Origin of the sequence: Streptomyces sp. NPDC127106 (assembly GCF_042677605.1) — a bacterium.
Classification (GTDB): Bacteria; Actinomycetota; Actinomycetes; order Streptomycetales; family Streptomycetaceae; genus Streptomyces.
The window spans coordinates 106488-117841 of record NZ_JBHXTC010000021.1 but is presented as its reverse complement, the minus strand read 5'-3'; the positions used below and the strand labels follow the sequence as shown (position 1 = coordinate 117841).

General features: G+C 71.9%; 10 protein-coding genes. 7 read left to right on the top strand and 3 right to left on the bottom strand.

Going from position 1 to position 11354, the window contains the following annotated elements; genetic code table 11:
• Positions 1–126: 126 nt before the first annotated feature.
• The gene (locus ACFVGY_RS19585; protein ID WP_385678770.1) at positions 127–2388 is read right to left on the bottom strand and encodes a transglycosylase domain-containing protein; all 2262 of its coding nucleotides are present in this window, start codon (positions 2386–2388) and stop codon (positions 127–129) included.
• A gap of 233 nt (positions 2389–2621) precedes the next feature.
• Here ACFVGY_RS19585 and ACFVGY_RS19580 point away from each other — a divergent pair, with 233 nt between their 5' ends.
• Both ACFVGY_RS19580 and ACFVGY_RS19575 read left to right on the top strand, forming a co-directional pair.
• A complete protein-coding gene (locus tag ACFVGY_RS19580; RefSeq protein WP_385678767.1) occupies positions 2622–3530 on the top strand; it encodes an SPFH domain-containing protein in 909 nt (302 codons plus the stop codon).
• Positions 3527–3799, top strand: coding sequence for a hypothetical protein (locus ACFVGY_RS19575; protein WP_385678765.1), 273 nt, complete (start codon positions 3527–3529; stop codon positions 3797–3799). The genes ACFVGY_RS19580 and ACFVGY_RS19575 overlap by 4 nt, the downstream gene beginning before the upstream one ends.
• A 15-nt stretch (positions 3800–3814) precedes the next feature.
• On the opposite strand, the gene ACFVGY_RS19570 is transcribed toward ACFVGY_RS19575, so the two are convergent.
• Positions 3815–5308 (bottom strand): DUF2079 domain-containing protein, encoded by a 1494-nt coding sequence (locus ACFVGY_RS19570; protein ID WP_385678762.1) that lies wholly within the window; start codon positions 5306–5308, stop codon positions 3815–3817.
• Positions 5309–5505: 197 nt separating this feature from the next.
• On the opposite strand from ACFVGY_RS19570, the gene ACFVGY_RS19565 reads away from it, so the two are divergent.
• The 3 genes from ACFVGY_RS19565 to ACFVGY_RS19555 are packed head-to-tail and all read left to right on the top strand — an operon-like array spanning position 5506 to position 9049.
• Positions 5506–6030, top strand: coding sequence for a PadR family transcriptional regulator (locus tag ACFVGY_RS19565; RefSeq protein WP_385678760.1), 525 nt, complete (start codon positions 5506–5508; stop codon positions 6028–6030).
• The gene (locus ACFVGY_RS19560) at positions 6027–6713 is read left to right on the top strand and encodes an ABC transporter ATP-binding protein (RefSeq protein WP_385678757.1); all 687 of its coding nucleotides are present in this window, start codon (positions 6027–6029) and stop codon (positions 6711–6713) included. Before ACFVGY_RS19565 ends, ACFVGY_RS19560 begins: the two co-directional genes overlap by 4 nt.
• Entirely contained in the window at positions 6710–9049 is a 2340-nt protein-coding gene (locus ACFVGY_RS19555; protein WP_385678754.1) for an FtsX-like permease family protein, read from the top strand. Before ACFVGY_RS19560 ends, ACFVGY_RS19555 begins: the two co-directional genes overlap by 4 nt.
• Before the next feature lie 48 nt (positions 9050–9097).
• Here the strand turns inward: ACFVGY_RS19555 and ACFVGY_RS19550 are convergent, their stop codons facing one another.
• Positions 9098–10045 (bottom strand): hydrogen peroxide-inducible genes activator, encoded by a 948-nt coding sequence (locus tag ACFVGY_RS19550; protein WP_385678752.1) that lies wholly within the window; start codon positions 10043–10045, stop codon positions 9098–9100.
• 134 nt (positions 10046–10179) lie between these two features.
• Between ACFVGY_RS19550 and ACFVGY_RS19545 the strand changes: the two genes are divergently transcribed.
• Together ACFVGY_RS19545 and ACFVGY_RS19540 are read left to right on the top strand one after the other, a co-directional pair.
• Positions 10180–10734, top strand: coding sequence for a peroxiredoxin (locus ACFVGY_RS19545; RefSeq protein WP_360640180.1), 555 nt, complete (start codon positions 10180–10182; stop codon positions 10732–10734).
• 3 nt (positions 10735–10737) lie between these two features.
• The gene (locus tag ACFVGY_RS19540) at positions 10738–11274 is read left to right on the top strand and encodes an alkyl hydroperoxide reductase (protein WP_385678748.1); all 537 of its coding nucleotides are present in this window, start codon (positions 10738–10740) and stop codon (positions 11272–11274) included.
• The last annotated feature ends 80 nt before the right edge of the window (positions 11275–11354 follow it).

The window sequence follows — 11354 nt, the reverse complement described above, 5'->3', positions numbered from 1 at the left end:
CGCGGGCCCCCACCGCCCGCGCGGGGGCCCCCGCGAGCACGCCCCCCCCCAAACTAAGCGCCCGCCGCCCGGGGCCGGGGGGGGGGGGGGGGCGGGGTCCTCGTTCGTGGCCCGTACGGCCGGGGCCTACTGGTTCTGGTGGGGGAACGGAGGCTGTATGGGCGGGGTCGCGCCGCTCTTGGTCGGGTCTGGCTTCGTCGAACCGCTCTTGGTCGGGTCCGGCTTGCCGCTGCTCTTGCTCGGATCCGGGTTCGGCGAGACCTTGCTCGGGTCCGGGCTGGGCGAGATCTGGCTGGAGCTCGGCGACGGGCTGGTCGTGCTCGCGGAGGCCGACGGGGTGGTGCTGCGCGGCGGGGTCTGGACGGGGCCCATGTCCGCCTCGGACAGGTCGAACTTCGCCGTGCTCACGCCCTTGAGCGCGGCCAGCGTGTACGCCTTCCAGATCTCCGCCGGGAAGCTGGAGCCGCCGGCGCGTCCGCCGCCCGCGGTACCGGTCAGGGTGGTCTGCTTGCCCGTTCCCGGCTCCTCACCGAACATCGCGACGACGGTCACGAGTTCGGGCGTGTACGCGGTGAACCAGGCGGCCACGTTGGACTCGGTGGTACCGGTCTTGCCGGCGGCCTCGTACGCGGAGCTCCGCACGGCCTTGCCGGAGCCCTCGTTGACGACGCCGGTGAGGACCTTGGTCACGGTGTCGGCGGTCTCGCGGCTGATGGCCTGGCCGCCGACGGCCTCGACCTTCTTGAACTCGCGCTCGGCGTGTTCGGCGGTCTTGATGATCGAGGGGGTGACCTTCTTGCCGTGGTTGTCGAGGGTGGCGTAGACGGCGGCCATTTCGACGGTGTTGGCGCTCATGGTGCCGAGCGACATGGCCGGCTTGTCCTCGGGCCAGCCGTTGCGGTCCTTCATGCCGAGCTCGATGGCCGTCTTCTTCGCTGCCGGCGGACCCACGTCGACGATCATCTGGGCGTACACGGAGTTCACCGAGAAGTTGGTGGCCTCCTGCACCGTCATCAGCGGGGTGCCGTAGTCCTTGTCGTCCTGGTTCTGCGGGTTGAACGGGATCTTGCTGCCGACGACCTGGCGCTTGCTGGTGCCGTCGTACAGCGCGTTCGGTGTGATCGGCTTCTTGTCCTGGGTGACCTCGTCGTTCTCCAGGGCGGAGGCCAGCACGACCGGCTTGAACGTCGAGCCCGGCTGGAAGTCGGTGCGCAGGGCGTTGCTCGCCCAGTGGTCGTTCAGGCCGGTGCCGCCGTACATGGCGACGATGGCGCCGGTCTTGGGGTCGACGGAGGTGGCGCCGGCCTGCACGGCGGCGTCGACGGGCCGGCCCTTGCGGTCGAGCTTGGACTCCAGCTCGTCCTGGACGGCCTTCTCCAGCGCCGCCTGCTTCTTGGGGTCGATGTTGAGCTGGATCTCCCAGCCGCCCGCCTGGAGTTCGGCCGCGGTCATGCCGGTCTGTCGGCGCAGTTCGGCGTCGGCGGCCTGCTTCAGGTAGCCCTTCTGGCCCTCGAGGCCCGGGGCGGGCTTGGGCTGCTTCGGCTCCTGGAACTTCAGGGTCTGGCGCTTGGCCTCGTCGAGCGCACCCATCTCCACCATGTTCTGGAAGACGCCGTTGAAGCGGATGGTGACGAGTTCCTTGCCCTTCTGGCTGGCGGTGGCCCAGTCGTATTCGCTGGGGGCCTGGAGGACGGCGGCGAGGTAGGCGCCCTGTTCCAGCGTCAGCTTCTCGACGTCGACGCCGTAGTAGGCCTGCGCGGCGGCCTGGATGCCGTACGCGCCGCGCCCGAAGTAGCTGGTGTTCAGGTAGCCCGCGAGGATCTCGTCCTTGGTCATCTTCTGGTCGACCTTGAGGGAGATCACCAGCTCCTTGAGCTTGCGCGTGGCGGTCTGGTCCTGCGTCAGGTAGAAGTTCTTGACGTACTGCTGGGTGATCGTCGAACCGCCCGCGGCGCCCTTGCCGGTGGCCGTGCGGACGAGGCCGCGGGCCACGCCCATGAAGTCGACGCCCCGGTCCTCGTAGAAGGACTTGTTCTCGATGGCGATGAACGCCGTCTGGATCTCCTTCGGGACCTTCTCGATCGGGACGATCTCGCGGTTCATCTCGCCGACGCGGGCCATGACCGTGCCGTCGGAGTACTTGTAGGTGTTGCTCTGCGCGGTCGCCGTGGCGTTCGGGTTCGGCGCGTCCACGTAGAAGTACAGGCCGACGAGCGCGGCCATGCCGAGCAGCATCATCCCGAAGAGCGTCCCGAGGATCGTCTTCCAGGTGAAGAAGCGGCGTATGCCGGTGCGCTTGCCGGCCTGACCCTTCCCGCTGGCACGCCCGCGCGGCGACCGCCGCGCGCTGCGCTGCTGCTGCGCTTTACGCGCTTCTGCTCGGCCCATCGCTCCCGCTCCGCTCGAATTCCCCCCGACGTCAGCTGAAAAAGCTAACACCGCAGGGTTGTGGCAAAGATTTGCCAATCATGAACAAAACCGTTCAATTCGGACGTGAGAATCAGCACCCACATCAACGGAACCGACGCACGTACACCCCCAAGGGTTGCGGTGACCCCGAAAAGTGATATCACTTTGCTAGGGCGTCCGATCGAGCGGACCCACTGAAACGGGGGCATGCCATGACAGACACGACAGGTGCTGCGGCGGGCGTACGGGAGTTCCCGGCGCGCAGCGTGGGCGGTGGACTGGCCCTCCTGGGCGGGCTGTTGGGGGCCGCGGCCGGGGTCCTGCTGATCGTCTTCGGCGCCGGCGGCGAATCCGGGACCCGGCACCTCGGCATGATCGTTCCAGGGGTGGCGCTGGCGATCCTCTCGCTGCTGGCGATGAGCGGGCTGAACACGGTGGCGCCGGGCGAGGCGCGGGTGGTGCAGCTCTTCGGCCGCTACCGCGGGACCATCCGCACCGACGGCCTGCGCTGGGTCAATCCGTTCACCTCGCGGGAGAAGATCTCCACCCGCGTGCGCAACCACGAGACGGCCGTCCTGAAGGTCAACGACGCCTACGGCAACCCGATCGAGCTGGCCGCGGTCGTGGTGTGGCGGGTGGCGGACACCGCGCGCGCCACCTTCGAGGTGGAGGACTTCGCCGAGTTCGTGGAGACCCAGGCCGAGGCGGCGGTCCGGCACATCGCGATCGAGTACCCCTACGACGCCCACGACGAGGGCGGCCTGTCGCTGCGCGGCAACGCCGAGGAGATCACCGAGAAGCTGGCCCTGGAGCTCGCCGTCCGGGTGGAGGCGGCCGGCGTCGAGATCATCGAGTCCCGCTTCACGCATCTCGCGTACGCTCCGGAGATCGCCTCCGCGATGCTCCAGCGCCAGCAGGCGGGTGCGGTCGTGGCGGCCCGCAAGCAGATCGTCGAAGGGGCGGTCGGCATGGTGGAACTGGCCCTGACCCGCTTGCAGGAGGAGGACATCGTGGAGCTGGACCCCGAGCGCAAGGCCGCCATGGTCTCCAACCTGATGGTGGTCCTCTGCGGGGACCGCGCGGCCCAGCCCGTCGTCAACACGGGCACCCTCTACCAGTGAGCCCTTCCGGTGGGGCGGAGGACCCGGAGCGCGAGCCCGAGCCGAGGCGGGCCGCGCGCGCCGGGCGGCAGGCGCGCAAGCAGGTGCTGCTGCGGCTCGACCCGCAGGTGTACGAGGCCCTCGCGCGCTGGGCGGGCGAGGAACTGCGCAGCGCCAACGCCCAGATCGAGTTCCTGCTGCGGCGGGCCCTGGCCGAGACCGGCCGGCTCCCGGGCGGGGCGGCCCCGATCCCGCCGCGCGGCCGGCCCCGGTCGGGCCCGGGCCCCTGAGGAGCCGGCCCGGGGTCAGCGGGTGCGGCTGAGCAGGAGGAAGCCGGACTCCTCGGCCACGGTGCGGTAGCCGCGGCCCCTGGCTTCGGCGAGGGCGATGGACTCGTCGATGGGGTTCAGCGGCCAGCGCAGTTCGGCCGCGATCCGGGTGTCCAGCACGATCCATTCGGGGTCGGGCCGGCTGTCGGCCCAGCCGAACAGGCTGACGCTGGTCCGGTGGACCAGGTGCGGCACGAGGTAGTCGGATGCCTGGACGGTGGCGCCGTCCGGGATCCGGTCCATCACGCGGTGCGCGACCGCGACCCGGGGGTCGGTCTTCCAGAAGGGCGGCTGGAGCAGCTGCCCCAGCGCGTGGCTCGGCAGCATCAGGAGGCACACCCCGGCCGCGCCGAGCAGGTAGCGGCGCAGTCCCGCCGCGGTGGTGCCGCGCCGGTGCAGGGCCTCGACGAAGGCCGCGAAGAGGATCGGCATCAGGGTGAGGGAGTAGTGGAAGCCGGTCCCCCAGTGGGACGCGTAGTCGGAGACCCCCCGCCACAGCAGGGTCGGCGCCGCGACCAGGACCAGCGGCGAGCGCAGGGCCAGGAACAGGGTCGGCGCCAGCAGCATCACCAGCGTCGCCACCTTGGTCTCGGGTGTGACGAGCCCGATGGTGGCCTTGTGCAGCAACGACCCGAGGCCGCTGCCGGCGCCGTCCCCGCCGCCGCCCAGGAAGCCCGCGTAGAAGTACGAGCCGCTCGGGTTGAGCGCCGGCAGCACCACCAGCATCGCGAGGGCCATCCACACCACCCCGGCCACGGCGGCGGCGATCCCGAGCCGGCGCCCGCCCTTGCCGGCGCGCCAGGCCGCCAGCAGGCCGATCGCGGCCACGGTGAGCCCCATGTCCTCCTTGACCAGCAGCAGCGGCAGCGCCCACCACACGGCGGCCCGCAGCCGTCCCTGGCCCAGCGCGGCCAGTGAGCACGCCAGCAGGGGGACGGCGAAGGCCCATTCGTGGAAGTCGAAGCCGATCCCGCTCGCGAGGCCCCAGGAGAGCCCGTAGGCGAGGCCGATCACCACGGCCGCGGCGGTGCCCAGTGCCCGGTGCGCCCACCGCATCAGCGGCAGCGCGCTCACCGCGACGAGGGCGGCCTGCGCCAGCAGCAGGGTGCGGGCCGAGGGCCAGATCCAGTACAGCGGGGCCAGCAGGGCCAGCACCGGGGAGAAGTGGTCGCCGAGCAGAGGGAAGCCCGGCCCCTTGACCTCGGAGACCGGCAGGTGCCCCTCCGCGTAGGAACGGACCGCCTGTTCGAAGATCGCCAGGTCGAAGCTGTGCGAGAGCAGCCGCTCGTGGGTGCGCAGGGACAGCGTCGCGTAGACGAGGAAGAGCCCCGAGACCGCGGCCCACATCCACCACGGGGGTGCGGACCGCTCGGCGGGCGGGGCGGCCGGTGTCGGCCGTCCGTCCGTCCGGGCCGGGGTGACGGACTGCTGCGGTGGGAGTGCGGGGGTGTCCGCGGGAGGTGCGTGCATGGCGCGCCTTTCGAAAAACGGGACCAATACCCACAAACTGCCAGCCGCCCCCGGACGTCGCCCCGAGCCGCCGCCGCCAGCCCCCAAGTCCCTACGAATGGCCGCAGGGCGGGCCGGCGGTGCGTCGCAGGACCTGCGGCCCCACTCTGCACCGCGTGTATACACGGCAGGTATACATCGCGTGTATAGTCGCCGCCATGTCCATCGGTCACACGCTCCTCGGCCTCCTGGAGGCCGGCCCCCGGCACGGCTACGACCTCAAGCGCGCCTTCGACGAGAAGTTCGGCCACGACCGCCCCCTGGCCTACGGGCAGGTCTACTCGACCATGTCCCGCCTCCTGAAGAACGGCCTCGTCGAGGTCGACGGGATCGAGGCCGGCGGCGGGCCCGAACGCAAGCGGTACGCGATCACCGACGCCGGCGTCACCGACGTCTCCGCCTGGCTCGCGCAGCCCGAGAAGGCCGAGCCCTACCTCCAGTCGACCCTCTACACCAAGGTCGTCCTCGCCCTCCTCACCGGCCGCAGCGCCACCGAGCTGCTGGACACCCAGCGCGCCGAACACCTGCGGCTCATGCGCGTCCTGACCCAGCGCAAGCGCAAGGGGGACCTCGCCGACCAGCTCGTCTGCGACCACGCCCTGTTCCACCTGGAGGCCGACCTGCGGTGGCTGGAGCTCACCGCCGCCCGCCTCGCCCAGCTCGCCGAGGAGGTCCGCGGATGACCCCGGCCGGCACCCTGCTGTCCGCCACCGGCCTCCGCAAGGCGTACGGGAGCACGTACGCCCTGGACGGGGCCGACTTCTCCATCCACCCCGGCGAGGTCGTCGCCGTCATGGGGCCTTCCGGCTCCGGCAAGTCGACCCTGCTGCACTGCCTGGCCGGGATCGTCGTACCCGACTCCGGCACCATCACCTACGCGGGCCGCGAGCTGACCGCCATGAACGACACCGAGCGCAGCGCCCTGCGCCGCGGCGAGTTCGGCTTCGTCTTCCAGTTCGGCCGTCTCGTGCCCGAGCTGACCTGCGTGGAGAACGTCGCCCTGCCGCTGCGGCTGAACGGGGTCAAGCGCAAGGAGGCCGAGCGGACCGCCCTGCACTGGATGGAGCAGCTCCAGGTCGACGACCTGGCCCGCAAGCGCCCCGGCGAGGTCAGCGGCGGCCAGGGCCAGCGCGTGGCGGTGGCCCGCTCCCTGGTCACCGGCCCGCGGGTGATCTTCGCCGACGAGCCCACCGGCGCCCTCGACTCCCTCAGCGGCGAGCTGGTGATGCAGCTGCTGACCGAGTCCGCCCGGGCCGCCAACACCGCCGTCGTCCTCGTCACGCACGAGACCCGGGTGGCCGCGTACTCCGACCGCGAGATCGTGGTCCGCGACGGCAGGTCCCGCGACATGGAGCGGATCGTATGAGCATGCTCCGGACCTGGGCCCGCGACCTGGCCATGGGCGTCCGCTTCGCCGTGGCCGGCGGCCGCGAGGGCTGGGTGCGCACCCTCCTGACCGGCGTGGGCGTCGGCCTCGGCGTCGCCCTGCTGCTGGGCACCACCGCCGTGCCCGGCGCGATGGCCGCCCGCGACGCGCGCGGCGACACCCGCGAGACGATCACCTCCCACACCGCCGACCGGCCGGGACGGGACACCCTGCTGATCGCTCACGGGAACATGACCTACCGCTCCCACGACGTGGACGGGCGCCTGGTCCAGCCCGAGGGCCCCGACGCTCCGCTCGCGCCCGGGCTGGAGAAGTACCCGGGCCCCGGCGAGCTGGCCGTCTCCCCCGCCCTCGACCGGCTGCTCAAGAGCGACGAGGGCCAGCTGCTGCGCGAGCGCCTCGACGGGAGGATCACGGCCGTCATCGGCGACGCCGGCCTCGTCGGACCGGGCGAGCTCTACTACTACAAGGGCACCGACCGGCTGTCCGAGGAGGCGGACAGCTCGTACGTCCAGCGGATCACCGCCTTCGAGAACACCCTCGAATCCCCGCCCCTCGACCCGGTCCTGGCCCTGCTGGTGCTGGTCATGTTCACCGCCCTGCTGGTGCCGGTGGCCGTGTTCGTCGCGGCCGCCGTCCGCTTCGGCGGAGACCGCCGCGACCAGCGGCTGGCCGCCCTGCGCCTGGTCGGCGCGGACGGCCGGATGACCCGCCGGATCGCGGCCGGGGAGGCGCTCGCCGGCTCGCTGACCGGCCTGCTCCTGGGCGCCGGGTTCTTCCTGGCGGCCCGCCGGCTCACCCCGTACGTCAGCATCCAGGGCCGCAGCCTCTTCCCCGAGGACCTCGCCCCGGCCTGGCCGCTGGCCCTGATCGTCGCGGTCGCCGTGCCGGCCGCGGCCGTCCTCGTGACCTTGTTCGCGCTGCGCAACGCGGTCATCGAGCCGCTGGGCGTGGTGCGCTCGGCCGCCCCGGTCCGGCGCCGCATCTGGTGGCGGCTGCTGCTGCCGCCGGCCGGACTCGGCCTGCTGGTCCCGCTGATGGGCCGCGGCAACGAATCCGGCCGGTTCAACCAGTGGCAGGTGTCCGCCGGCGTGGTGCTGCTCCTCGTCGGCATCACCGCCCTGCTGCCCTGGCTGCTGGAGCGGACCGTCGGCCTGCTCGGCGGGGCCGGACCGGTCTCCTGGCAGCTGGCCCTGCGCCGGCTGCAGCTCACGAGCGGCACCGCCGCCCGGCTGGTCGGCGGCATCGCCGTCGCGGTCGCCGGGGCCATCGCCCTGCAGATGCTCTTCGCGGGCGTCGAGCGCGACTACTCCGAGGAGACCGGCCAGGACCCGAGCCGGGCCTCGCTGTCGATCCTCACCCGCATCGGCACCGAGGACCGGGTCGACGCCCTCGGCAAGGCGGTGGCCGGCACCCGGGGCATCGCCAAGACGGTTCCGCTGGCCTCGACCTCGGGCGTCCGCGACCTCGCGGACGTGGAGTCGGACACGGTCGTGCTCACCATCGGTACGTGCGCGGCCCTCGGCGAGGTCGCCGAGCTGCCCTCCTGCCGGGACGGCGACGCCTTCGTCCTGACGGGCGGCGCCACCATGCGGGGCGAGAGCGCCACCGCGACCCCGGGCGAGAAGCTGTTCACCGGGAACATCCACGACCGCTCCGACGGCCCGGCGCCCACCGTCTGGACCGTGCCCGCCTCCATCCGCCCGGCGCAGGCCCGCAAGGATCCGGCCGGCCATCTGCGCAGCGGCCTGCTGGTCACCCCGGCCGCCGCCCCGAAGGTGCACCGCTACGGCTCCGCCCAGGTGTACGTCACGCTGGACCCGGGCACGCCGGACGCGCTGGAGCTGGCCCGGACGGCGGCCTACAAGGCGGACCCGCTGGCCACCGCCATGACCCTCCAGTCGACCCGGACGGCCCCGGAGTTCGGCTCCATCCGCAGGGGCCTGTTCATCGGCGCCACCCTGGTGCTCGTCCTGATCGGCACCAGCCTGCTGGTCTCCCAGCTGGAGCAGCTGCGCGAGCGCCGGAAGCTGCTGGCCGCCCTGGTCGCCTTCGGCACCAAGCGCTCGACGCTGAGCCTGTCGGTGCTGTGGCAGACGGCCCTGCCGGTCCTGCTCGGCCTGGCCCTGGCCACCGCGGGCGGCCTCGCGCTCGGCGCGGTGCTGATGCGGATGACCAACGTGCCCGTCCGGATCGACTGGGCCTCGGTCGCGGCGATGGCCGGCATCGGCGGGGGCGTGGTCGCCGTGGTGACCCTGCTCAGCCTGCCTCCGCTGCTGCGCATGATGCGCCCGGACGGCCTGCGCACCGAGTGACCGGCGCGCCGGCCGGCGCCGTACGCGCGCCCGTTCCCGGTGGTCCGCCTACGCGGCGGGCCACACCGGGAGCGGGCGTACGGCCTCGCGCAGCGCGCCCGCGATGGCCCGGAACTCCTCCTGCCGGGCGGTGCCGGTCCGCATGGCGAGCGCGATCCGCCGGGTGGGCGCGGGCTCGGCGAAGTACCCGGTGGCCAGGTACTCGTTGCGGGCGGTCTCCAGCCGCAGCGCGGTGCGCGGCAGCAGGGTGACGCCGAGCCCGCCCGCGACCAGCTGGACGAGGGTGGACAGCCCGGCGGCGGTGGTGGTGACGTCGGCCCCGTCGGTGCGCCCGGCCTCCCGGCAGATGTCCAGGGCCTGGTCGCGCAGGCAGTGGCCCTCGTCCAGCAACAGCAGCTGCAAGCCGCGCAGTTCCTCGCGCGGGATGTCCCGGCGCCCGGCGAGCGGGTGTTCGCGGGGTGCGAGCAGGACGAAGTCCTCGTCGAACAGCGGGAGTTCGGTGACGCCGGGGACACCGAGCGGCACGGCGAGCAGGAGCAGGTCGAGCCGGCCGGCGGCGAGCCCTTCCAGCAGCGAGGACGTCTGCTCCTCGTGCACCTGGAGGTCCATGCCCGGATAGCGGCGGTGGAACAGGCCGAGTACGGTCGGCAGCAGGTAGGGGGCGACCGTGGGGATCACCCCGAGCCGCAGGACCCCGGTGAAGGGGGCCCGCACCGCCTCGGCCTCCTCCAGCAGGGCACCCATGGCGTCCAGGACGGCCCCGGCCCGGACGGCGATCCGCTCGCCGGCCGGGGAGAGCAGCACCTTGCGGGTGGTGCGCTCCAGCAGCTGCACACCGAGGGCCTCCTCCAGGGCGGAGACGGCGCCGGAGAGCGCGGGCTGGCTCATTCCGATGGCGGCGGCGGCGTCCCGGAAGTGCAGGTGTTCGGCGACGGCGGCGAACGCGCGCAGTTGTGCGAGCGTCGCCTGCTTCGCTCCCCTATTACCGACAGCCACTGATAGGTACCTCCGATCACCCACCACAAGACTAGCTATTTCCGCAATCAATGCTGGCTGTGCCAGCATGTGAGACACGTCCAACCCCTCGAAAAGCACCCAATCAGGGCGCTTTTCTCTCGCAAGGAGAGCACGTGCTCACTGTCGGTGACAAGTTCCCCACGTACGATCTGACCGCCTGCGTCTCGCTGGAAGCCGGCAAGGAGTTCGCGCAGATCGACCACAAGACCTACGAGGGCAAGTGGCGCGTGGTGTTCTTCTGGCCGAAGGACTTCACCTTCGTGTGCCCGACCGAGATCGCCGCCTTCGGCAAGCTGAACGACGAGTTCGCCGACCGCGACGCCCAGATCCTCGGCGTCTCCGGCGACTCCGAGTTCGTCCACCACGCCTGGCGCAAGGACCACGCCGACCTGCGTGACCTGCCCTTCCCGATGCTGGCCGACTCCAAGCACGAGCTGATGCAGGCCTGCGGCGTGCAGGGTGCGGACGGCTTCGCGCAGCGCGCCGTCTTCATCGTCGACCCGAACAACGAGATCCAGTTCTCGATGGTGACCGCCGGCTCCGTCGGCCGTAACCCCAAGGAGGTCCTGCGGGTCCTCGACGCCCTGCAGACGGACGAGCTGTGCCCCTGCAACTGGAACAAGGGCGAGGACACCCTGGACGCCGGCGCCCTGCTGGCCGGTGAGTGACGGATGTCCCTCGACTCCCTCAAGTCCGCCATACCGGACTTCGCCAAGGACCTGAAGCTGAACCTCGGCTCGGTGATCGGCAACCAGGACACCCTGACGCAGCAGCAGCTGTGGGGCACGGTCCTGTCCTGCGCGATCGCCGCCCGCTCCCCGCGCGTCCTGCGTGAGCTGGAGCCCGAGGCGAAGGCGGCCCTGTCGCCCGAGGCGTACACGGCTGCCAAGTCGGCCGCCGCGATCATGGCGATGAACAACGTCTTCTACCGCACCCGCCACCTGCTCTCCGACCCGGAGTACGGCACGCTGCGGGCGGGCCTGCGGATGAACGTCATCGGCAACCCGGGCGTGGAGAAGGTCGACTTCGAGCTGTGGTCGCTCGCGGTCTCCGCGATCAACGGCTGTGGCCAGTGCCTCGACTCGCACGAGCAGGTGCTGCGCAAGGCCGGTGTCGAGCGCGGGACGATCCAGGAGGCCTTCAAGATCGCTTCGGTGATCCAGGCCGTCGCGGTGACCCTCGACGCCGAGGCCGTCCTCGCCGAGTAACGGCCCGCACGAGGACAGGGGCGGGGGCGGGGGGCGGGGGGGGGGGGGCCCTGCAGTTATGTCAGACAAAACCCCCCCCG

Coding starts and splice junctions, on each gene's coding strand:
- ACFVGY_RS19585 (WP_385678770.1), bottom strand. CDS start 2,388: ATGGGCCGAGCAGAAGCGCGTAAAGCGCAGCAGCAGCGCAGCGCGCGG.
- ACFVGY_RS19580 (WP_385678767.1), top strand. CDS start 2,622: ATGACAGACACGACAGGTGCTGCGGCGGGCGTACGGGAGTTCCCGGCG.
- ACFVGY_RS19570 (WP_385678762.1), bottom strand. CDS start 5,308: ATGCACGCACCTCCCGCGGACACCCCCGCACTCCCACCGCAGCAGTCC.
- ACFVGY_RS19565 (WP_385678760.1), top strand. CDS start 5,506: ATGTCCATCGGTCACACGCTCCTCGGCCTCCTGGAGGCCGGCCCCCGG.
- ACFVGY_RS19560 (WP_385678757.1), top strand. CDS start 6,027: ATGACCCCGGCCGGCACCCTGCTGTCCGCCACCGGCCTCCGCAAGGCG.
- ACFVGY_RS19555 (WP_385678754.1), top strand. CDS start 6,710: ATGAGCATGCTCCGGACCTGGGCCCGCGACCTGGCCATGGGCGTCCGC.
- ACFVGY_RS19540 (WP_385678748.1), top strand. CDS start 10,738: ATGTCCCTCGACTCCCTCAAGTCCGCCATACCGGACTTCGCCAAGGAC.